Origin of the sequence: Paenibacillus endophyticus (assembly GCF_014192395.1) — a bacterium.
Lineage (GTDB): Bacteria > Bacillota > Bacilli > Paenibacillales > Paenibacillaceae > Pristimantibacillus > Pristimantibacillus endophyticus.
Window position 1 is genome coordinate 148,504 of record NZ_JACHXW010000001.1, and the last position, 22,894, is coordinate 171,397.

At 49.4% G+C, this 22,894-nt stretch carries 20 protein-coding genes; 17 read left to right on the top strand and 3 right to left on the bottom strand.

Annotated elements, in window-relative coordinates; genetic code table 11:
- The first annotated feature begins 79 nt into the window (after nucleotides 1-79).
- The 8 genes from FHS16_RS00670 (at nucleotide 80) to ppk1 (ending at nucleotide 8,185) form a co-directional block, all read left to right on the top strand.
- On the top strand, nucleotides 80-571 hold the full coding sequence (locus tag FHS16_RS00670; RefSeq protein WP_376769640.1) for a phosphatidylglycerophosphatase A family protein: 492 nt from the start codon (nucleotides 80-82) through the stop codon (nucleotides 569-571).
- Nucleotides 572-666: 95 nt separating this feature from the next.
- Complete coding sequence (locus FHS16_RS00675; protein ID WP_053374720.1) at nucleotides 667-858, top strand: hypothetical protein; 192 nt, start codon at nucleotides 667-669, stop codon at nucleotides 856-858.
- A 40-nt stretch (nucleotides 859-898) separates the two neighbouring features.
- Nucleotides 899-1,768 carry an acetyl-CoA carboxylase, carboxyltransferase subunit beta gene (gene accD, locus FHS16_RS00680; RefSeq protein ID WP_183557471.1) on the top strand — a complete coding sequence of 290 codons (870 nt, stop codon included), beginning with the start codon at nucleotides 899-901 and terminating at the stop codon, nucleotides 1,766-1,768.
- Complete coding sequence (locus tag FHS16_RS00685; RefSeq protein WP_183557474.1) at nucleotides 1,758-2,828, top strand: acetyl-CoA carboxylase carboxyltransferase subunit alpha; 1,071 nt, start codon at nucleotides 1,758-1,760, stop codon at nucleotides 2,826-2,828. Before accD ends, FHS16_RS00685 begins: the two co-directional genes overlap by 11 nt.
- A 94-nt stretch (nucleotides 2,829-2,922) precedes the next feature.
- The gene (pyk, locus tag FHS16_RS00690) at nucleotides 2,923-4,677 is read left to right on the top strand and encodes a pyruvate kinase (RefSeq protein WP_183557477.1); all 1,755 of its coding nucleotides are present in this window, start codon (nucleotides 2,923-2,925) and stop codon (nucleotides 4,675-4,677) included.
- A 126-nt stretch (nucleotides 4,678-4,803) separates the two neighbouring features.
- The gene (locus tag FHS16_RS00695; protein ID WP_183557480.1) at nucleotides 4,804-5,271 is read left to right on the top strand and encodes an acyl-CoA thioesterase; all 468 of its coding nucleotides are present in this window, start codon (nucleotides 4,804-4,806) and stop codon (nucleotides 5,269-5,271) included.
- Nucleotides 5,272-5,566: 295 nt separating this feature from the next.
- Nucleotides 5,567-5,959 (top strand): FxsA family protein, encoded by a 393-nt coding sequence (locus tag FHS16_RS00700; RefSeq protein ID WP_183557483.1) that lies wholly within the window; start codon nucleotides 5,567-5,569, stop codon nucleotides 5,957-5,959.
- Between the two features lie 159 nt (nucleotides 5,960-6,118).
- Complete coding sequence (gene ppk1 / locus FHS16_RS00705; protein WP_183557486.1) at nucleotides 6,119-8,185, top strand: polyphosphate kinase 1; 2,067 nt, start codon at nucleotides 6,119-6,121, stop codon at nucleotides 8,183-8,185.
- Here ppk1 and FHS16_RS00710 read toward each other — a convergent pair.
- A complete protein-coding gene (locus FHS16_RS00710) occupies nucleotides 8,157-9,704 on the bottom strand; it encodes a Ppx/GppA family phosphatase (protein WP_183557489.1) in 1,548 nt (515 codons plus the stop codon). The genes ppk1 and FHS16_RS00710 overlap by 29 nt on opposite strands.
- A gap of 306 nt (nucleotides 9,705-10,010) precedes the next feature.
- On the opposite strand from FHS16_RS00710, the gene citZ reads away from it, so the two are divergent.
- The 8 genes from citZ to FHS16_RS00750 all read left to right on the top strand — a co-directional run bounded on the left by citZ (nucleotide 10,011) and on the right by FHS16_RS00750 (nucleotide 19,076).
- Complete coding sequence (gene citZ, locus FHS16_RS00715; RefSeq protein ID WP_183557492.1) at nucleotides 10,011-11,123, top strand: citrate synthase; 1,113 nt, start codon at nucleotides 10,011-10,013, stop codon at nucleotides 11,121-11,123.
- A 166-nt stretch (nucleotides 11,124-11,289) separates the two neighbouring features.
- On the top strand, nucleotides 11,290-12,585 hold the full coding sequence (gene icd / locus FHS16_RS00720) for an NADP-dependent isocitrate dehydrogenase (protein WP_183557495.1): 1,296 nt from the start codon (nucleotides 11,290-11,292) through the stop codon (nucleotides 12,583-12,585).
- Nucleotides 12,586-12,643: 58 nt separating this feature from the next.
- Nucleotides 12,644-13,174: a hypothetical protein gene (locus FHS16_RS00725; protein ID WP_183557498.1), complete on the top strand. Its 531-nt coding sequence runs from the start codon at nucleotides 12,644-12,646 to the stop codon at nucleotides 13,172-13,174.
- 252 nt (nucleotides 13,175-13,426) lie between these two features.
- Entirely contained in the window at nucleotides 13,427-14,368 is a 942-nt protein-coding gene (gene mdh / locus FHS16_RS00730; RefSeq protein WP_183557501.1) for a malate dehydrogenase, read from the top strand.
- 127 nt (nucleotides 14,369-14,495) lie between these two features.
- Entirely contained in the window at nucleotides 14,496-16,655 is a 2,160-nt protein-coding gene (gene recQ, locus FHS16_RS00735) for a DNA helicase RecQ (protein WP_183557504.1), read from the top strand.
- A 210-nt stretch (nucleotides 16,656-16,865) separates the two neighbouring features.
- Nucleotides 16,866-17,297 carry a hypothetical protein gene (locus FHS16_RS00740; protein WP_183557507.1) on the top strand — a complete coding sequence of 144 codons (432 nt, stop codon included), beginning with the start codon at nucleotides 16,866-16,868 and terminating at the stop codon, nucleotides 17,295-17,297.
- A 37-nt stretch (nucleotides 17,298-17,334) separates the two neighbouring features.
- Nucleotides 17,335-18,291: a sugar kinase gene (locus FHS16_RS00745; protein ID WP_183557510.1), complete on the top strand. Its 957-nt coding sequence runs from the start codon at nucleotides 17,335-17,337 to the stop codon at nucleotides 18,289-18,291.
- A 2-nt stretch (nucleotides 18,292-18,293) separates the two neighbouring features.
- Nucleotides 18,294-19,076 (top strand): DeoR/GlpR family DNA-binding transcription regulator, encoded by a 783-nt coding sequence (locus tag FHS16_RS00750; protein ID WP_183557513.1) that lies wholly within the window; start codon nucleotides 18,294-18,296, stop codon nucleotides 19,074-19,076.
- Nucleotides 19,077-19,272: 196 nt separating this feature from the next.
- Here FHS16_RS00750 and nagA read toward each other — a convergent pair whose 3' ends face one another.
- Together nagA and nagB are read right to left on the bottom strand one after the other, a co-directional pair.
- Nucleotides 19,273-20,475, bottom strand: coding sequence for an N-acetylglucosamine-6-phosphate deacetylase (gene nagA / locus FHS16_RS00755; protein WP_183557515.1), 1,203 nt, complete (start codon nucleotides 20,473-20,475; stop codon nucleotides 19,273-19,275).
- A 3-nt stretch (nucleotides 20,476-20,478) separates the two neighbouring features.
- The gene (nagB, locus tag FHS16_RS00760) at nucleotides 20,479-21,204 is read right to left on the bottom strand and encodes a glucosamine-6-phosphate deaminase (protein ID WP_183557518.1); all 726 of its coding nucleotides are present in this window, start codon (nucleotides 21,202-21,204) and stop codon (nucleotides 20,479-20,481) included.
- A gap of 583 nt (nucleotides 21,205-21,787) precedes the next feature.
- On the opposite strand from nagB, the gene fni reads away from it, so the two are divergent.
- Nucleotides 21,788-22,846, top strand: a complete 1,059-nt coding sequence (gene fni / locus FHS16_RS00765) for a type 2 isopentenyl-diphosphate Delta-isomerase (RefSeq protein ID WP_183557521.1) — start codon at nucleotides 21,788-21,790, stop codon at nucleotides 22,844-22,846.
- Nucleotides 22,847-22,894: the final 48 nt, after the last annotated feature.

The following is a 22,894-nucleotide window of genomic DNA, read 5'->3' on the forward strand; positions in this document are numbered from 1 at the left end:
GATCAATAGGACAATGCCATCTACTCACGCTAATGTTTCCAAGATAGACGTACAAGCAGTTACGGGAGGGATGAGTCCTATGATAGGAATCGAGAAGTGGCTCTTAAAACGAGGGGTATCAATCGATGATGTATCCGAAATCGTTTATACACTGCAGCGTCCCTACAATCCTGATTTAACAATGGAAGAATGCGAGGAGAGCGTAAGAGCAGTGCTCGACAAGCGCGAGGTTCAATATGTCATGTATACGGGAATCGCTCTGGATGAGCTGGCAGAACGCAAATTATTGCCCGAGCCTCTGCAATCGATCATGGAAACGGACGAGTCGCTATATGGCGTAGATGAGACGCTGGCGCTTGGCATAACGAATGTTTATGGCATGATTGGATTGACGAGCTTCGGATATTTGGATAAAGTAAAACCCGGTATTATTCGTCAATTGAATGTGAAAGGCGAGCGCATTCATGTGTTTTTGGATGACTTGGTTGCCGGATTAGCCGCTGCTGCATCGGCCAGAATTGCGCATCAGGACCCGAAAGCGATCCGATATGATTTGCCGGATTCGCCATGACTATGGTATCATTGTGAGATCATATGGCCTGTTACCGGGATAGCTATGCTTAGTAAGTGAGCTTTGCGGAAGCAAAGTTTTCAGGAGGTACCATGATGTGGACGGTCATTTATATCGCACCAACAGCTAAAATCGCAGATAACATCAAGAAGCGGCTAACGGAGGAAGGATTTTTGGTGAAAATCCGCTCTGTCAATCTGTCCAAACAGCAATACGAGATACTGGTTCCATCAGGCGAGTTGGAGGAAGTACAGGAAGTATTTAACTCCATAATGAGGCCTTTATGATGGATAGCTTTATACTATTGCGCCTTGAGAGGTGTCACACGTGCAAATAAAGGATCTATTTACGAAGAAGAAGTATGCGACCATACCATCGGAGCCGCGCAAGCGCGAGGTTCCTGAGGGCTTGATGAATAAGTGCTCCAAATGCGGCACCATTCAGTACAGCAAAGAGCTTGAGAAAAATTTGAAGGTGTGCTCCTCCTGCGGGCATCATTTCCGACTGACGGCATTGGAGCGTATTGCATTAACGCTCGATGAAGGACATTTGCTAGAATACGATGCGGACATGGAATCTGTCGATCCTCTTAACTTCCCTGGCTATGCTGGCAAGCTGGAACAGCAGAAGAATAAATCGAGTCTTCGCGAGGCTGTCATCACAGGTGAAGGGTTGATCGGCGGTTTTCCGGTTGTTGTAGCCGTAATGAGCTTTGATTTCTTTACGGGTAGTATGGGATCTGTCGTTGGAGAGAAGATAACGAGAGCGATTGAAGCGGCTCACGCCAAACAGCTGCCGCTTCTTATTTTCTCGACCTCTGGCGGCGCCCGGATGCAAGAAAGTATAATCAGCTTAATGCAAATGGCCAAAACAAGCGCAGCGCTTTCGAAATTTCAAGGCGCAGGTGGTTTGTTTATTTCGATTTTTACCGATCCTACTACAGGTGGGGTGTCGGCAAGCTTTGCAAGCTTGGGCGATTACAATTTGGCCGAGCCTGGCGCGCTGATCGGTTTTGCCGGACGGATTGTCATTGAGCAGACCATACGGCAGAAGCTGCCGGACGATTTCCAGACGGCTGAGTTTAATTTGCAGCACGGCCAATTGGACAAAGTCGTTCACCGAAAAGATATGAAGCCTACGCTAACGAAGCTGCTTGATATGCATGTCGCAAGGGGGGAAACATCCTATGGCGGGTGAGCTGCCTTTCGAGAAACCGTTGAATGATTTGCGGCAGAAAGTTACGGAGCTGAAGACCTTAAGCGTGGAGAAGGGAATTGACTTCACCGAAGAGATTCGCGGCCTTGAGCTGAAGTGCAAACAACTGGAGGAAGAACTGTACAGCGAGCTGTCTCCAGCTCAAAAAATGCACATGGCGCGTCATCATCAGCGTCCAACCTCACTAGATTTCATTCAAACGGTGTTTACCGACTATATGGAGCTTCATGGAGATCGTTTGTTTGCTGATGATCTTGCAATCGTGGGGGGACTAGCCAAGCTGAACGGCATCCCGGTAACCGTCATCGGCCATCAACGTGGCAAGGATACCCGCGAGAATATTGCTCGTTTCTTCGGCAGTCCTCATCCCGAGGGCTTCCGCAAGGCGCTTCGCCTTATGGAGCAAGCTAACAAGTTCAAGCGCCCGATTATTACCTTCATCGATACGAAGGGGGCTTATCCAGGCAAAACTGCCGAAGAACGCGGCCAGTCAGAAGCGATTGCGCGCAATTTGCGGGAAATGGCAGGCTTCGGCGTGCCTATCGTATGTATTGTTATCGGTGAAGGCGGCAGCGGCGGCGCACTTGCACTAGGCGTCGGCAACCGCGTACTTATGTTGGAGAACGCTATTTATAGTGCCATTTCTCCGAATGGTGCGGCATCCATACTTTGGAAGGATGCTTCAAGAGCGGATCAAGCCGCTGAAGCGATGAAGATCACAGCTAAGGATTTGCTGGAGTTCGGCATTATTGAAGATATCATTCCAGAGCCTCAGGGCGGTGCGCATAAGGATTTGGCCTATCAAGCAGAGCAAATCAAGGATAAGCTGTGGCTGCATTTGCAGGAGCTGCTCCCTTTGACTGCCGAAGAACTGATCGAGGACCGCTATAATAAGTTCCGGAAAGTCGGTTATTTCAAAATTGCGGAGAAGCCGCTTGACGTTTCAAACGAGCAGACTGCTGATAGCAATCAAGCTCAATTGGTTGATGATACGGAGCAAACCTCCGCTCAGACACAGGTGGCAACACCGACCATTCAGTAAATTATATGTAAAATTGATTATTTCGCTGTACAAGCAGTGGAGTGTCGTGTCAGTATAGTATAGAATATCAGGCAATTTACGGAGGAAACTTAACATGCGCAAAACAAAAATCGTTTGTACAATCGGTCCATCCAGCGAATCGTTGGAGAACACAAAGAAACTTATCCATGCAGGAATGAACGTTGCCCGTCTTAACTTCTCCCACGGAGATTTTGAAGAGCACGGCAACCGTATCAAGAACATCCGCCTTGCAAATGCTGAGCTAGGCACTTCAGTTGCGGTTTTGCTTGATACAAAAGGACCTGAAATCCGCCTAGGCAAGCTGAAAGAAGAGCCTATCGAATTGAACCAAGGCGACACGATCACGTTGACGACTGAGGAAATTCTAGGCGATCGCAATCGCGTTCCCATTACTTACAACAACCTGCCAAATGATGTATCCATCGGCTCAACCATTCTCATTGACGATGGCTTGATCGGTTTGACGGTAGAAGAGGTTAAAGGAACTGAAATCTTGTGCCGCATCGTAAACAGCGGTCCAATCAAAAGCAAAAAAGGCGTTAACGTACCTGGAGTGAAGATTTCTTTGCCTGGTATTACCGAGAAGGATGCGAATGATATCGTATTCGGAATCGAGCAAGGCGTAGATTTCATTGCAGCTTCTTTCGTGCGTAAAGCAAGCGACGTGCTTGAGATCCGTGAGCTCTTGGAGCGTCATAATGCAGGACATATCCAAATTATTTCCAAAATCGAAAACCAAGAAGGCGTAGACAACCTTGATGAGATTCTTGAGGTTTCTGACGGTTTGATGGTAGCGCGCGGCGACCTTGGCGTAGAAATTCCAGCTGAAGAGGTTCCACTCGTTCAGAAGAATATGATTAAAAAAGGCAACCGCGTAGGCAAGCCTGTTATCACAGCGACGCAAATGCTTGATTCCATGCAGCGCAATCCTCGTCCAACTCGCGCAGAAGCGAGCGACGTTGCCAATGCGATTTTTGACGGTACAGATGCGATTATGTTGTCCGGTGAAACAGCTGCGGGACGTTACCCGACTGAATCCGTACAAACAATGGCTCGTATTGCTGAGCGTGCAGAAGCGGCATTGGAATACCGTGAAATGTTCACGAAGCAAGCAAACGCGCAGCAAACTTCCGTTACGGAAGCGATCAGCCAAGCGGTTGCAAACTCGGCGCTTGATCTGAGAGCGAAAGCGATCATTACTTCGACGCAAAGCGGCTTTACTGCTCGTATGGTATCGAAATACAAGCCTAAAGCACCGATTATCGCGGTTACGACTGACGAGAAGGTATTGCGCCGTCTATCCCTTATCTGGGGCGTATTCGCTGTTCTTGGTCCTGATGCGGATACAACGGACGAAATGTTCGAAAACGCAGTTAAAGGCGGCATGAGCACTGGATTCCTAAACCTTGGCGATACGGTTGTTATTACGGCGGGCGTTCCTGTTGGCCGTGCGGGTACAACAAACCTGATCAAAATTCACCACATCGGTGAACTTCTCGCCCAAGGACAAGGTATCGGCAGCCAAACAGCTATCGGTAAAATCGTTGTAGCCCGTACACCGGAAGAAGCCATCGCAAAAACGACTCAAGGCTCGATCTTGGTTACGGTATCGACAGACAAAGAATATATGCCTGCTTTCGAGAAAGCAGGAGCGGTAATTACTGAGCAAGGCGGCATTACCAGCCACGCGGCGGTTGTTGGCCTTAACCTTGGAATTCCGGTTATTCTTGGCATTGCGAACGCAACCGAATTGCTTAAAGATGGCATGGAAGTTACCATCTATGGTGAAACAGGCGTTGTTTATCACGGCCAATCTAAAGTCCTTTAAGCATAAAGGTGCTTTTCTAACAATTAGATAAGAATCAGGCGAAAGCGATGGTGATCTCACCGTCGCTTTTTGTTAATTCAACATGCTTTACAGTGATATGGTTAAATTATGCTTAGGAGGGATATCATGCTTACACAAGCTAGCTGGTTTACGCATCCGCTGCGTGTGCGGTATCAGGAAACAGATCAGATGGGTGTTGTGTTTCATGGGAATTATGTAACCTGGTTCGAGATTGGACGTACAGAATGGATAAGAAACGCGGGATATAGCTATAAAGAAATTGAAGCCAATGGTTTGCTCCTTCCTGTTGTTGATTTGGAATGCCGCTACATCTTGCCTGCTCGCTATGACGATATGGTCATTGTGTGCACGCGCATTGGAGCTTGCACGCCGGTGCGGGTAACTTTTGAATCGCAGGTAAGAAGGGTAGGGAAAGAAGAGTTCGAAGCAGGAGTATTTGCCGGTAGCGATCAATTGCCTGGTGAATTGCTCGTCGAAGGCGGTACCAAGCATGTTTGGGTGAATGCCTCTTGGCAGCCCGCCCGCCTTAATAAAGTGATGCCCGAATTATTTAACTTACTGCTTACGAAGTAAGCTTGCTATCGCAATGTGAGCTTATACTATTGAAGAGAGCCTACCATCGAAAAGTGAGCGTATACTATTGAAGTAACTTGACTCCGCAACGGGAGCTTATACTATTTAAGAAAGCTATCCTTTGCAAAGTGAGCTTATACTATTGAAGTAAACTTGCCTTTGCAAAGTGAGCTTATACTATTTAAGAAAGCTTTCCTTCGCAAAGTGAGCGTACGTTATTGAAGCAAATTGCTTCGCAATCGAAGTAAAGCCTTAAGAAGCGATTTCGCTATGCAACTTTTTAGGAGGTCCAATTATGTACAAATGGCTGTTGGCGGTTTTTATTATCGTACCCGTTATTGAGTTTTGGGGTATTTTTCAGATGGGCAGCTGGATCGGCGGATGGAATACGTTTTTTATTCTTATTGTGATGGGACTTGCCGGAGCCTACTTGGCCAGAGCGGAAGGACGCAGAGTATGGGGCGAAGCACAGCGCCAAATGCAGGCCGGACAAATTCCGGGACAAACCTTGCTGGATGGCTTATGCGTGCTCGCGGGCGGCATACTGCTGCTCATGCCGGGCTTTTTATCCGATATTGTAGGCGTTACACTACTGCTTCCTGCAACGAGAACCTTTTATAGGCAAATGATGCTGCATTGGATTGAAAAAAGAATGAGAAATGGCAATTTTAAGATTGGAAGGTTCTAATATTTACGTCATATTTACAAAAGGTTAACATGGAAATAATAGTTATGCTTCATAATGAAAGAGATCGTTGTCGTTTCCTGCAGCAGTCTTGATAGGCATACTGAAGCGTATGCTATAAAAGCAGGTTAATTTCGCAAAATTACTCAGGAGGCGTGAGAAATGACCAAGCTTTTGTCCAACTATGTAAATCGTGACCTAAGTTGGATCGAGTTCAACCGAAGAGTTCTCCAAGAAGCACAGGACCCGAACAATCCCCTGCTGGAGAGAGCAAAGTTTCTAGCCATCGTGACAAGCAATCTCGATGAATTCATGAGCGTGCGAGTCGCAGGCATACAAATGCAGATGAGAGCAGGCCTGTCTAAAACTGACTTTACTGGATATACGCCTTCCGGACTTTGGAAGAGGCTTATTAAACGTGCTACACAAATGGTAAATGATCAATATCGTACATACAGAGAAGTTTTTCGCGGTTTAAGCCGCGAAGGCATATTTATTCGTTCGCTCGAAGAGCTTAACGTAACGCAGACGAAGGCAGTCTCGGACTATTTTCATGAAATCGTATTTCCTGTCTTAACACCGATGGCTGTCGATCAAAGCAGACCTTTCCCGCTCGTTCACACGAAAGAATTATATTTGGCGGTGCTCTTAAGGCAGGAAGGTAATTCAGCGGAGGACGAACCGTTGTTCGCGATCGTACAGGTACCCTCTATATTGTCGCGATTTGTTCCCGTGCCGGGAAGGATCAATAGCAAAAAGACGGAGTTTGTGCTGCTTGAGGATTTAATCCAGCAATTTATTGATACCTTGTTCAATGGGTATATTCCGTTTTCGGTTCATCCGTTTCGACTTACAAGAGACGCGGATATTACGCTGAATGAGGAAGACGCAGAGGATTTGCTGGAAGAGATTGAGAAAGAGCTGCGCAGGCGCCGCTGGGGCATTCCGGTAAGGCTAGAAGTAGCAAAGGGGATGCATCCTTATGCGCTTGAGATGCTTACTGAAGAGCTGGAGATTGAAGATAATTTATTCGAGATTGACGGACCGCTTGATCTTAGCTTTTTGATGAAATTCGCAGGAGCCGTTCCTGGCAATGATAATTTGCGTTACGAGAAGCTTGAGCCAGTCTACCCGCGGGAGTTTGACGAAACGGATGATATGTTCGAAGTTATCCGCCAGCGTGATGTGCTGATGTATCACCCGTACGAATCGTTCGACGCAGTAAATGATTTCGTTATGCAGGCAGCCTATGATCCCGATGTCCTTGCCATTAAGATGACCTTATACCGCGTCAGCGGCCAATCTGCACTCGTTCAGGCGCTTGCCAAGGCAGGAGAGGCTGGCAAACAGGTTACGGTCGTGGTCGAGCTGAAGGCAAGGTTTGACGAGGAACGGAATATTGCATGGGCACGACAGCTGGAGAAGGCAGGCTGCCATGTCGTATACGGCTTGGTTGGATTAAAAACGCATGCCAAAATATTATTGGTCGTAAGGCGGGAGCAGGGTACGCTTCGACGGTACGTTCATGTTGGAACGGGCAACTACAATGACAGTACAGCTACCCTGTATACGGATATCGGGCTGTTTACTTCCCATCCGATTATCGGAGGCGATGCTTCGGCGTTGTTCAACGAGGTTACAGGCTATTCGTCGCCTTATGAATGGAAAGCCTTTGGCGTTGCGCCCTCCGACTTGAAAGAAAAGCTGTACCGTTTGATCGACCGCGAACGTTTAAATGCGATTGCAGGCAAGCCGGCGCGTATTATTGCCAAAATGAACTCGCTGTCCAATCAGGAAATGATTGATAAGCTTTACGAGGCATCGCAAGCCGGTGTGAAAATCGTGTTGATCGTGCGAGGGGTATGCTGCTTGCGTCCAGGCGTGCCGGGACGAAGCGAAAATATACAGGTTATTAGCATTGTAGACCGGTTCCTCGAGCATGCGAGAATCATGTACTTCCATAACGGCGGGGAAGAAGAGGTTTACTTGTCCAGCGCGGATTGGATGACACGCAACCTCACAAGAAGGATAGAGCTGATGTGTCCGGTATTTGATCCAACGCTTAGACAAATATTGATTAAGATGCTTCATTTAAATATTGATGATAACGTGAAGGCGCGTGAGCTGCAGCCGAACGGTACTTATGAGCATATCTCTAGCGTCGATAAGCAGCCGTTCCGCAGCCAGTTTGAAGCCAAGGTTATATCGTCGTGGAAGGGACGTGCGTAGCCGAAAAATCAAGGCTCGGCGTGTACGCCCACAGCTTTTTGAATTCGGCTGCAAGCTCATCGACCTCGCGGCGTTCTACGTCAAGCGTTCCTCGGGGCTGAACGGGCCGAAGCAGCAGTTGGTTGCCTGATAGCTGGACATTCAACTGCGCAATGGCTTGTGTCTCCCCGCGATCCAAGGCGGCAGACAATTGCAGCAAAGCTCCCAGCTTATAAATAATATCAAGGTCGGAATCGTTCAGCAGCTCTTTATATTCGGATATATGCTGACGTGCCCGGCCTTTGCTTTTGTATGAAGCGATGGCGGCGGTCATGATCATTTCCCGGTGAGTAAGTCCGTTCAATTGGGAATTGATAATCAGATAGAAGGAATGCCGAGCATACTCGTAATAATCAATGGAAGCTCCGATTCGGAACAGCTGCGAGGCGGTGTCGAGCAATACTCTGGTCTGCGAAGGCAGAGCGTGTTCATAATGGAGCACATCATATATCTCGAGCGCAATGCGGTTCACCTGCATCACATGCTGCTTAGGCGCTTCAGGATGAAGAGCACTCAAATTCGTCAGGCTGTATTTTAGCACGTCATCTAGCTTGGGGTGATTCGGAAATCGAGTAGCATGGAATAAGCCGTCCCGCAGCCCTGCACCGCAGATGCGGTAGTAAGATGCTTTCGCAGCACGAAACAAGACACGAAGAATGGCGACGCCAGGAACAACTACGTCTGCGCGTTCCTTGGACAAGCCTGGCAGCTTGCGCCTTTTGTCGAGCGGAAGCTTACGCATTTGATGAAACAGCTCATCCACGTGCTCGGACGTAGCAGGATAATTATGCGTTTGAGGGAATGGATATTTGTAGGCAGCCTGATGCATTTTGCCGAGCGCTCGCACGGTGCCTCCGACGCCAACTAACGGCAGTCCAGGCAACTCGCCAATCCAAGGCTCATTTTTCACGGCCTCAGTGACGAGCATTTCAAGCGCCTTTAGCTCCTCATCGAGCAGCATGCCTTTGGCGCCAAAACGTTTATTGAGGCTGACGCATCCGAATGGGAAGGACACGGAGCGAACGAGCGCGCGGTTGCGAAATAGCGAAAGCTCGGTGCTTCCTCCGCCAATATCAATAAGGAGTCCGTCTTTGATATTCAGGGAATTGATCATCCCTAAAAACCCATAGGAAGCCTCATCCTCACCGGAAAGCAATTCAATGGTTAAGCCGGTTTCTGCTTTAATCCTACCTAGTATTTCTGTGCGGTTATGAGCGTTTCGAATAGCTGCGGTAGCGACTGCTCGAATATTGCTTGTATGATTGTGTGTGCAAATCATGGTAAAATGGTTCAGCGTGTCTATGAGCTCGTCGATCGCTGAAAGTGGAAGACAGCCGTCTTCGTCAATACGTTCGCTTAATCTGGCAGGCCGTTTGCTGCTATCCGCCACACGATGAGCACCATTAGCTGTCCTCTCGTATACGACAAGCCGGACTGAATTGGAGCCTATGTCAATAATCCCGATGCGTTGTTTAGTCATGTAGCGCCTCCAAGTACAGCGAATTTTGCTCGTTTTGTTCTCTATATGACATTTTACCACTATATTCGTTTCTGTAAAATTAGTTTATGCTGCGGCTAAAAATAGAGCGAATAGGGAAAAATGCTGCTGGAGCCTATGGTACGATGTGGTGAAATAATAAGCGAAAAAAATATTAATGATGCCGATAAAGCATTTTTATGTCCGTATTTGTTCACTTCGGTGCCGAAATCATTTATGATTAAAGGCGATGGTACAAAACGAATCCCTTTTATTGTTAACGAATCCCATGTTAAAGGAGAGAGAACGATGACAGCAACTAAAGGTTTGGAAGGAATTGTCGCCGCGGCGTCCTCCATCAGCTCGATTATTGATGGCGTACTGACCTACCGCGGTATCGATATTGACGATCTCGCTGAAAACGCTACATTTGAAGAGGTCGCTTATCTGCTGTGGTACGGAAAATTGCCAACTCGTTCTGAACTTGACGGTCTGCAGAAGCAATTGGACGAATTTGCGGCAGTACCCCAAGGCGTAATTGACCAAATTAAGCTATATCCAAAAGATACAAATTCCATGGCTGCTCTTCGGACAGCAGTCTCCAGCCTAGCTTTGTACGATGCTTCGGCTAACGATATGTCTCCAGAAGCGAACCAAGTGAAAGCCATTAAATTGCAAGCACAGCTTCCAACGATTATTGCTGCATTTGCGCGTATTCGCCAAGGCTTAGAGCCTGTTGCTCCTAAGCAAGGCGTATCGATCGCTTATAACTTCCTATATATGCTGACTGGCAAAGAGCCGGCTGAAGTTGCTATTAAAGCGCTAGACCAGGCGCTTGTGCTGCATGCAGACCATGAGCTGAATGCTTCTACCTTCGCTGCACGCGTAACGGTTGCAACGTTGTCGGACATTTATTCGGGCGTAACGTCCGCTATCGGCGCATTGAAGGGTCCTCTTCACGGCGGCGCGAACGAAGCTGTTATGGTTATGCTCGAGGAGATCGGTTCTGCAGCTAACGTTGAGAGCTTCATTAACAACGCACTGGCGAACAAATACAAAATTATGGGCTTTGGACACCGCGTTTACAAAAACGGCGATCCACGTGCGAAGCATTTGCAAAAAATGTCGCGTGAGCTTGGCAAATTGACGGGAAATATGGAGCTTTATGAAATGTCCGTCAAAATCGAAGAGCTGGTAACGGGACAAAAAGGATTGAAGCCTAACGTAGACTTCTATTCCGCCTCCGTTTATACAACGCTTGAAATTCCACGCGATCTGTTTACGCCTATCTTTGCGATCAGCCGCGTGTCTGGTTGGAGCGCACATATCCTTGAGCAATATCAAGATAACCGCCTGATTCGACCGCGTGCAGATTACGTTGGACCGGTAAACGCGAAGTATATCCCAATCGAGCAGCGCTAATTGCTTATTTGAGATACAATGATTAGGGAGCGAACAAGCAGTTTGTTCCCTAGACGTTCATATAGTCTTTTATATTGCGGTACATATGGAAGGTTATATATTGCAAGCACTACCAATCATTTGATCTGCTCGATAAGCAGATCCCAATCCAAGGAGGATTTCATTCATGGCACAGTTCGAAAAATTCGCGCTTCCAACAGAAGGCGACCAAATTACAATTGACAATGGTGTTCTTAACGTACCTAACAATCCAATTATCCCTTTCATCGAGGGTGACGGCACTGGCCGCGATATTTGGAAAGCTTCGAAACGCGCGCTTGATGCAGCAGTTGAGAAAGCTTATAACGGCGAGAAAAAAATCGCTTGGTACGAAGTTTTCGCCGGCGAAAAAGCATTCAACCAATACGGCGAGTGGCTGCCAGCTGATACGCTTACAGCAATCCGCGAGTATATCGTTGCGATTAAAGGACCATTGACTACGCCTATCGGCGGCGGAATCCGTTCTTTGAACGTTGCTCTTCGTCAAGAGCTTGATCTGTACACTTGCTTGCGTCCAGTTCGTTACTTCACTGGCGTACCATCCCCAGTAAAACGTCCTGAGCTTGTTGACATGGTCATTTTCCGTGAAAACACAGAGGATATCTACGCGGGTATTGAGTACCAAGAAGGTTCAGCGGAAGTGAAAAAAGTGATCGAGTTCCTTCAAAATGAAATGGGAGCAAACAAAATCCGTTTCCCAGAAACATCCGGTATCGGCATCAAGCCCGTATCCAAAGAAGGCTCGCAGCGTCTTGTTCGCGCAGCGATTGAGTATGCTATCAAGCACGGCAAAAAATCCGTTACCCTTGTACACAAAGGCAACATCATGAAATACACAGAAGGCGCGTTCAAAAACTGGGGTTACGAAGTGGCTGAGCAAGAATTCGCTAACGAAACGTTCACATGGGGCGAATACGACCGCATTAAAGAAGCAGAAGGCACTGACGCGGCTAACAAAGCACAAAAAGACGCAGAAGCTGCTGGCAAGCTGATTGTTAAAGACGCAATTGCTGATATTGCTTTGCAACAAGTTCTAACTCGCCCAACTGATTTCGATGTTATCGCAACATTGAACCTTAACGGTGACTACCTGTCCGATGCTCTTGCTGCGCAAGTTGGCGGTATCGGTATCGCTCCAGGCGCGAACATCAACTACTTGACTGGACACGCAATTTTCGAAGCAACTCACGGTACAGCTCCGAAATATGCTGACCTTGACGTAGTAAACCCAGGTTCCGTAATTCTATCCGGCGTAATGCTTCTTGAGCACCTAGGCTGGCAGGAAGCGGCTGACCTTATCTATAAAGGTATGGAAGCTTCGATCAACAACAAAACCGTAACTTACGACTTCGCACGTTTGATGGAAGGCGCAACTGAAGTGAAATGCTCCGAGTTCGCTGATCAAATCATCAAAAACATGTAGTCCAATCTTTAACTAAATAGTTCAAACCACAAAGAATGTGTCCCGAAAGGGGCACATTTTGCTTCAATCCCTAGAACTTGTTCTCATTCCAGGAATAGACGTCTTGCAAGAAACACATTCTACAATTCGTATATCTCTTGTTCTAAGAATGGGTGTCCTGCAAGGACACAAGCTGAACTTTGCAGTATCTCTTGATCTTGATCTAGGAATGGGTATCCTGAAAGGGCACATTCTGCACTTCGCAGCATCTCTTGATCTTGACCTAGGAATGGGTGTCCTGCAGGGATACATTTTGCACTTCGCAGAAGTAATTGATCTTGATCTTGACCTAGGAATGGGTATCCTGCAAGGATACATTCTGCACTTCGTAGTAGTAATTGATCTTGATCTTGACCTGGGAATGGGTGTCCTGCAAGGATACATTCTGTACTTCGCAGTAGTAATCGATCTTGACCTGGGAATGGGTGTCCTGCAAGGATACATTCTGCACTTCGCAGTAGTAATTGATCTTGATCCGAGAACAGGCGTTCCGCAGGAACGCGTTCTGCACTTCGCAACTGCTTTTGATCTAGGAATGTCGGTCTCGTAAGAGACCCATTCTGCACTCTCACTTGCAGTGGATCTGGGAATGCAAGTCCCCAAGGGACACATTCCCAAACAAGCGAACGTAAAGCGTGTCCCAAGGGACGAGAGCGATCCAAGCTCAACAGTCCTAACAAGCGCCGATCAATCTGCCAAGTTAGTCCAGCGGGTGTCCAGAGGGCGCAGCGCCTCGGGGTCCTCCCTTGGAAGGGAGGATTTAGGTGGGTTCGAAATTCTCTTATTGGAGGTTTTATTCAAGATGGCGATTAAACGTAAAAAGATCACGGTAGTGGGGGCGGGCTTTACTGGTGCAACTACTGCGCTTATGCTTGCTCAGAAGGAACTTGGCGACGTTGTTCTCGTTGATATCGCGCCGCTTGAGAACCCAACAAAAGGCAAAGCGCTTGATATGCTGGAGGCAACGCCGGTGCTTGGGGTTGATGCCCAAATTATCGGTACGGCTAATTACGAGGATACAAAGGATTCCGATGTCGTTATTATTACAGCGGGAATCGCACGCAAACCTGGCATGAGCCGCGATGATCTCGTCAGCACCAATGCCGGTATCGTGAAATCCGTATGCGAGAACATCAAGTTGACCAGCCCAGATGCTTATGTCATCATTCTAAGCAATCCGGTTGATGCGATGACGTATGCGGCGTTTCAAGCGCTTGGTTTTCCTAAAAACCGCGTAATTGGACAATCCGGCGTTCTGGATACGGCTCGTTATTGCACGTTTATTGCGCAGGAGCTCAACGTGTCTGTTGAAGATGTTCGCGGCTTCGTGCTGGGCGGCCACGGCGATGATATGGTACCGCTGGTTCGTTTCTCGAACGTAGGCGGCATCCCGATTGAAAAGCTGATTCCGGCAGACCGTATTGAAGCTATCGTGCAGCGCGCACGTGTTGGCGGCGGCGAGATCGTGAACCTGCTTGGCAATGGCAGCGCGTATTATGCGCCAGCGGCTTCGCTCGTCCAAATGACAGAAGCAATCCTTAAAGATAAAAAACGCATTATCCCGGTTATCGCTTTGCTTGAAGGCGAATACGGCTATAACAATTTGTTTATGGGCATTCCGGCCATTATTGGCGGAGACGGCATCGAGAAGGTGATTGAGCTTGATTTGACCGCGGAAGAAAAAGCTGCGCTCGATAAATCTGCCCAATCCGTTCGCAATGTCATTCAAGTGGTAACAGGCTAATAAATGTGCTGCTCGCAGGTTGAAATAAACGAACGCGTTTGGGAGGACCCTGACAGATTGCTGCCAGGGTCCTCTCTGTTTATGTTTGCGGCACGAAAGGTTTATAGTTGTTATGGAGGTGGGAGAGTTGATCGAACAAGCGAGACAAGCACTGAAAAAGGTATACGGCTATGATTCATTCCGCAAAGGACAAGAAGATATTATTTCAGGCATATTGAATGGGCGGGATACGCTTGCGATACTTCCTACCGGCGGCGGGAAATCGATATGCTACCAGATTCCTTCCATGCTGCTGCCAGGCACATCGTTAGTTATTTCTCCGCTCATATCGTTGATGAAGGACCAAGTTGACGCGCTGCGGAGAGTAGGCGTTTCTGCCGCGTATTTGAACAGTTCGCTGGGAGCGGCGGAATACCGGGATGTGATGCGCAAGGCGATGCAAGGCGAGTACAAGCTGCTGTACGTAGCGCCGGAGCGACTTGACGCGCCTATGTTCCAAACCTTGTCAGAACAGCTTGCCATCCCGCTCATAGCCATTGACGAAGCCCACTGCGTATCGCAATGGGGGCATGATTTCCGTCCAAGCTACCGGCAGCTTGCAGGCTGGATCGCCCGCATGAAGGACCGGCCGCTCGTTGCGGCATTTACAGCTACGGCCACGACAGAAGTTGCGACCGATATTTCCGATATGCTGAAGCTTCGTGAGCCCAGCATATTCGTAACGGGCTTCGCCCGGCCTAATCTATCGTTATCCGTCGTTACCGGCGTTGATAAGAAAAAGTTTCTTGAAAACTTTTTATCTGGACGCAAAGATCAATCCGGCATCATCTATGCGGCCACACGCAAAGAAGTGGAAAATGTATATGAGCAGTTGACACGAAGGGGCATTCAAGCCGGCAAATACCACGGCGGCTTATCGGATGCCGAAAGAGCAGACACGCAGGAAAAATTCCGTTTTGATGATATTCGCGTCATGGTTGCAACGAACGCATTCGGAATGGGGATCGACAAGCCAAATGTTCGTTTCGTGCTTCACTGGCAGATGACGAGTGATATTGAGTCCTATTACCAGGAAGCGGGCCGGGCAGGCCGCGACGGTGAAGAGAGCGAATGTGTGCTCTTATTCGAGCCGGCTGACATGCAGGTGCAGCGCTTCCTCATAGAGCAGGGGACGGGAGATACGGATCGCAAGTCCATTCAGCTTGCCAAGCTGCACACGATGATGAATTTCAGCCGCACGCAGCGCTGCTTGCAGCAGTTTATCGTTGATTATTTTGGCGAGACGGGAGTAGGTGCCTGTGGCAAGTGCAGCAGTTGCCTCGACAAGAGCGAGCCCGTTAACCGGACAGAGGAAGCCAAGATGGCGCTCTCCTGTGTCGGACGCATGAAAGGACGCTTCGGCGTGACAATGGCAGCCAAGGTGCTGAAGGGCTCGAAGGATAAGCGCTTGCTCGAGTTTGGGCTTGATCGTTTGACTACATACGGCCTTATGCGCCATCTGCCGGAGAAGGAAATCGCGGACTGGCTGTATTGGCTCGTTGCAGAAGGTTATTTGAAGCTGAGCGAAGGCCAATATCCAGTCGTATCTTTGGCTGCAAGCGCGCTTCCGGTGCTGGAGGGGCGCGAGTCGATTATGCAAAGGGTGCGGGCTACCGTAAGGCAGGCTGCTTCAGCCGATCATGCTGCTGCATCTCCGCTATTCGATGCGCTTAAGCAGTGGCGCAAGGAGAAAGCTGCTTCGGAGGGTGTTCCGCCGTTTATGCTGTTCTTCGATGCAACGCTAAGGGAAATCGCCAATGCACAGCCCCAAAGCGTCGATGCTTTGCTCGGCGTCAAAGGAATCGGTGCCGCGAAAGCCGATAAATACGGTGGCGATCTAATCGCTATCATTCAATCGTTGGCAGGAGGCGGCAGCTCTGTTGCCGCTGAGCCAAGAGCTGCGAGACAGCCTGCCATTTCAGGGAAGACAGCGAACGGCAGCGACGAGCAGCCAAGCCACTTGGCGACACTCGCGTATTTTCAAGCGGGACAGGAGCCAGCTGAGATTGCAAAGGAACGCGGCTTGAGCAAAGTGACGGTTGAGGGTCATATTATTCGCTGCGCCGAAGAGGGCGAGGAGGTCGATTGGAGCCGAATCATACCTGCTGAATACGAGGAGTTGATCGTCCAAACGATTGGCGAGCAGGGCATTGAGAAGCTTCGTCCGATTAAGGACGCGCTGCCGGAAGAGGTGACGTATTTCGCCATTCACGGGGTAATGAGCAAGTACGGTTTGAAAGGATCCTAACGTCTTCGTTTTCTAGCAGACGCTGAATGCCAGCAAGGTGTGAAAATTTCGGGAACGATTCCAAATAAGCTCGGAATTATAGCTTTAATAGGGAAGAACTGGGAGCGTTGTTATTTGAAAATAATCTCGTTTCTGATAAACTAATCGATATACACAATATTGGCAAGTGTGGTTTGCTGAATACGTTTTACCAAAACAGGAGGAGTAAAAATGGAGAAAGTTATGGTGTTTTTGCATGTATTGGGAGCAGTGGGAATGGGCTTTTATATTGTGCTGCCAATTATGGTAGGAAAAGCGTCCAACCTGGCTGGCGTTGGACAAGGCGGTCTTGCAGAGGGACTGTTGTCAGCTAATCGCATTGCACAGTACTTTCTAATTCTACAATTGCTAACGGGCGGATATCTGATCTCAAAGGCGGATTACACAGTAGCCTGGATGATCATCGTCGTCTTGCTGTTCCTTGCCATCGCTGCGCTTGGCGGGATCATCTCGAAGCCGCTTAAGCTCGTGGTCGCTTCTATCCAAGAAGGAAAAAGCGCAACCGCGCATATCAGCAAAGCGCGTGTCATGAGTCTCATCGTACTGGTTCTATATATTGTGATTATTTATTTCATGAAATACCCAATGTACCAAATTAGCTAATGTTCGTCCAAATTAAAAGCTGTAGGGGGAAATTAACGTGCATGTATCAACACCGGAAATTGTAACGTTTGGCGAATCGATGGCTCTATTTATGCCTCAGGAGCATAAGTCGATTGAACGTGCTGCGACGCTTGAGCAAAGCTTCGGCGGAGCGGAAAGCAATGTCGCTATCGGGCTTGCGCGTTTGGGCGCCTCTGTCGGCTGGTTTGGTTCTTTAGGTGACGACCCGTTCGGCAAAATCATTCTCAAAACGCTTCGCGGCGAAGGCGTGGACGTATCTCGCGCGCAGCTAAGCACGGAAGCGCCAACGGGTATGATGTTTCGCGAGCATGTAGCGGGTCGTTTGGCCGTTCATTACTTCCGCAAGCATTCGGCAGCCAGCCGCATGCTGCCGGAGCAATTGGACGAGAATTATATCCGCAGCGCCAAGCTACTTCATGTAACCGGTATCACCGCGGCGCTTAGTGAGGATTGCCGCAGGACGCTTCGTCGCGCTATCGATATCGCCAAAGAAGCAGGCGTTCTTATTAGCTTCGACCCTAACTTGCGATTAAAGCTATGGTCCATCGAAGAGGCCAGAGAAGTGCTGCTGCCGTTTGCTGCGGATGCAGACTACTTCCTGCCAGGCTGGGACGAGCTGAAACTTCTTTATGATACGGATGACTATGAGCATGTGAAAGCACAATTAACGCAGCTGAAGGCTGTTTCGATTATTAAGGGCAGAGGCGATACGACTGTCGTATTGAATAACGGCCAGGAAGAGAGCTTGCCCTTCTATCCTGCCGAGCAGGTCGTAGATACCGTTGGCGCAGGAGACGGATTCTGCGCGGGCTTTTTGGCTGGCATTATGAAGGGCTTGTCACCGGTTGAGTCTGTGCGATTAGCCAGCATAAATGGCTCTTTGGTCGTACAAATGCGTGGCGATTGGGAAGCTTTGCCCGAGTGGAGCGTCGTCGAGCAGCGGCTGTCCGCCAAAGCATGGGTGGAGCGCTGATAATGGTTGAAGCAAATGGCAATAAGGGGCAGCGTCGCCGTGAAGCCGTTCTGCAGCTTTTAAAGCAGCAGGGAAAAGTGACGATACCTGAGATGGTGGAGCGCTTTGGCTGCTCGGAAGCCACGGCTCGCCGTGACTTAGAGCAAATGGAAGCCGAGCATCCTGTCATTCGAACGATAGGTGGAGCGATGTACGACGGCCTGAATGCCGTAAGGGATTTGCCATTCGCAGAGAAGGAAGGCCTATCGATTCTGGAGAAGGAGCATATCGCAACGCTTGCAGCGTCACTGATCGTTGAAGGCGACGTGATAGGACTCTCAGGTGGCACAACCAATTTCCTGATCGCCAAGCAGCTCAAAGCACGAAGAGGGATAACCGTCGTCACCAATGCGGTTAACATCGCGATGGAGCTTGCAGGAAGCGATATTCAAGTGGTCGTAACGGGCGGCATTATGCGCCACAACAGCTTCGAGCTGTGCGGGCCGCTAGGCGAGGGGATGGTTGCCCATCTGCATATTGGGAAGATGTTTATCGGTGTGGACGGAATTTCCGCAGCTGGAGGAATCACAACATATTCGGAGCAGGAAGCGCAAATCGCCAAAGCACTTATTAAGCGTTCGCAAGCGGCATATGCCGTATTTGATCATACCAAAACAGATCGTACCTCGTTATTCTCTATTGCCTCTCTCTCAGAGCTTCGCGGCGTTATAACGGATGTCCCGCTTGCCAAGGAGCTGGCAGCGGTGCTGAAGGAGCATCATATTTCGGTGCATGTGACCGGATAGCTGCAGCGGCAGCTGAGATCCATGGGCAATCAGCAATGGAAGACTTCTCGATAAGGCTGGACAAGCCTATCTAGAAGTCTTTTTTCTTGCTGCAAGCTCTTCGTTTATCCGACTCGATTATCCAATGTGATTGTACAAAAAAAAGCACGGGGCAATCATGTATGCCCGTGCTCTTTGCTATTGCCATTCTATTAAGTCAAGCCTCGTTTGAGCTAGCATCGAATACCGAACGTCCTTGTACCCAAGTTCGTTTGACTTGCAGCTCGGCATCCGTCCAGACCAAGTCGGCTTGCTTGCCGATAGCGATTGAGCCGGTAAGCTCGCTCATACCAAGCTGCTTTGCGGCATTGCCGCTTGCCAGCCTGCTGAGCTGCTCCAGCGGCAATGCCGTATGCTCTCGCATAAAGCGAAGCGCGCCGATCATCGTTAAACAGCTGCCTGCAAGGGCATTCCCTTCGAGCAGGCGGGCTTCCCCATCTTTCACGACAACGGCTAGACCGCCTAAGCTGTATTCGCCATCAGGCATGCCTGCGGCAGCCATTGCATCCGTAATGAGAATAATCTTGTCAGCAGGCTTTGCTGCAAGCAGAAGCCGAATCGCTGCGGGATGTACATGCACGCCGTCAGCAATAAGCTCGGCAGCAATACGGTCATCGGTCAGCACTGCGCCGAGCGTACCTGGCTCACGATGATGCAGTCCTCGCATCGCATTGTAGGTATGGACCGCCTGCGACAAGCCGGCGTCAGCCGCTGCAATGACCTCTTCATATACGGCATCGGTATGGCCGCATGCCGTAATGATGCCATGTTCTGCGAGCCAAGCAATCGTTTCAATCGAGCCTTCCTTCTCAGGCGCCAAAGTAAGCTGCTTCACGAGTCCTGGCCATGCCGCTTGCCATTGCTGCATCCATTCGAGCTGCGGGGTCTTGATAAATGCCGGGTTTTGAGCGCCGGGCCATTTCTCGCTAATAAATGGCCCTTCCAAATGGACGCCGTATAATGCCGCATATGGCATGTCGGAGCTGCGGTAATCAGCTACATTATGCAAGACGGCTTCAATCGCTTCTTTAGACGCGGTCATTGTAGTCGCAAGCATGCCAGTCGTGCCTTGTGAAGCGTGAAAACGAGTAATCGTATCGAAGCTGCCTTTGTCGGCATCCATGAAATCTGCACCGAAGCCGCCGTGTACATGGACGTCAATGAAGCCGGGAAGCAGGTGTCCATTCTCGCCATCGATGGTGGATAGCCCGTTTTCAGCAGCTACAGCAGCTGCATTAGACGAATCCTCCGTAATCACCCGATCAATTTTGCCATTTTGTACGACAACGCTGCCGTATGCTACACGATCCTCAAGCACGATATTCACATTATGAATAAGCCAATTCGTACAACTTTTCATCGGTTAGGCCAACATCCTTCCAGCCTCGCGATCGAGCAGAACAATGACGCGGGCATGAGTTTGGAGCAAGGAAGCAGGAACACTGGTCGTAATCGGCCCCGTTAAAGCTTCCTTTACAATTTGTGCTTTGTCAGCGCCGCGAACGACCAACAATAGCGTATTTGCTTTGAGAATAGAGCCTACGCCCATCGTGATCGCATATTCAGGAACTTCATCCATGGAAGCGAAGAAGCGGGCATTGGCTTCGCGGGTTTCTGCTTTCAGCTTGACAGCATGCGTGCCCCCCGATAAGTGAACGTCTGGTTCGTTGAAGCCGATATGGCCGTTGTGCCCAAGGCCAAGCAGTTGAATATCGACAGGCTGAGCCTCAAGCATCGCATCATAACGTGCAGATTCCTCATGCATGTCAGCGGCCATGCCGTTAGGCAGGTGAGCATTTTGGGCAGGCATATCGATATGGGAGAATAAATGCTTGTTCATGTAATGCGCGTAGCTTTGTTCATTCTCAGGCGCTATGCCGACATATTCGTCCAGATTGAAGGAGGTTGCGTCCTTGAAGCTGACTTTATCGTTTTTGTGGGACTCTACTATTTTGTCATAAATGCCGATAGGTGTCGATCCGGTTGCGAGTCCAAGCACGGCGTTAGGTTTTTCGTTAACGAGATTTATAAAAAGCTGAGCTGCATAAGTGTCTAATTCCTCTTGCGTTTGAAAAACGATCATTTCCATGTGAATGCCTCCTCGGTGATTTCATTATCTTTATTTTATAGGAAAATTGACGAATTAACAATATAAAATGATTGTAAACTTCATATTAATGATTGTAAAAATCATTTGTGAATAAAGGAAGCATTTGCTGATCATCTCAAATCGCTTAAGCCGACAATAAGCCCAGCTGTCAACATACTATGCTGTGATGTCTATTAAACGGCTGCTCTTGAGGGAGCGAGCAGCCTATTCGAGATGGTGAACGCTCCATATGTGTCAAAGTCATGGAGCTGGGAGCGAGAAACAGAAAATTATGCTATGCTAGTACGAGATCGTCTAGCTGGAAGGTTCTAAATACGGCATTTCCTCAAACGGTGCCAAGCAAGCCTTTTTCCGTTCGGGCAACCGCGCTGCCGATATTAAGCGGCTTTGGTTGACAGGCGGCACAACGCATTCGGGAGGCGGGACGCCAATTGTGGCGCTTTGCGGCCGGCTTGTCGCCGAGGAGCTAATGAAACAGTACAAGATATAAAATGATAGAGAAGCGAAATGTGAGCGGCATTGCCATAGAAAAGCTGCCCGTTTGCGCTTGGGAGGTACGAGCATGTCAGTTGATCAGCAAGCAGCAACCGCGAAGCGAAAAGGAGAGCATATACGAATATGCCTGCAGGAGCAGGTAAACAGCGTAGGCATCGAGACGGGGCTGGAGCGGTACCGTTTTAAGCACAATGCGCTGCCGGAGCTTTCCTTCAGCGAGATTAGTTTGGGAACCGAGTGGTTTGGAAAGAGGCTGGGCGCGCCGCTTCTCGTAAGTTCCATGACTGGAGGCACTGACGAGGCCGGGGCGATCAATCGCCGCTTGGCGGTCGTTGCAGAGGAGCGGGGCTGGGCAATCGGACTCGGCTCGATGCGGGCAGCCATTGAAAACGAAGAGCTGGCCAGCTCCTTCTCGATTCGTCGCGACGCGCCGTCCGTGCCGGTCATCGCGAATATTGGCGCGGTACAATTCAACTATGGATTCGGTGTAGAATCATGCCGCAGAGCGGTAGATATAGCGGAGGCTGACGCGCTCGTCCTTCATCTCAACAGCATGCAGGAAGTATTTCAGCCCGAGGGAGATACCGATTTCCGCAGTCTGCTGCCCGCTATTGAACAGGTGTGCAAAACGCTGCATGTACCGGTAGGGGTGAAAGAGGTTGGCTGGGGCATTGACGCGGATACAGCTGAAGCGCTTGCCAATGTAGGCGTTTCCTTTATCGATGCTGCCGGAGCGGGGGGCACCTCATGGAGTCAGGTCGAGAAATTCCGCTCCAGCGACGAGCTGCGGAGACAGGCAGCGGAGTCATTTGCTGATTGGGGCATTCCGACAGCTGAGAGTGTAATAGAAATCCGCGATCGGCTGCCAAGCGCTATCATTATTGCCAGCGGCGGCCTGCGCAGCGGGGTTGACGCAGCCAAAGCCATCGCACTTGGCGCCGATCTTGCGGGATACGGACGCGTCCTGCTTCCTCAAGCGGCCAACGACAGCAGCATCCTATCGCTGGAGCAGCTTCGCCAGCAGTTCGAGCGGATTGAGTTCGAGCTGCGAACAGCGATGTTCGGCATTGGAGCAGGAACAATTAACGAGCTGAAGCAAACAAAAAGGCTGCTCCTTAAATATTAAGCAGCTTCTAAACAAATTGCCGCATGGGAAACTCCCAAGCGGCAATTT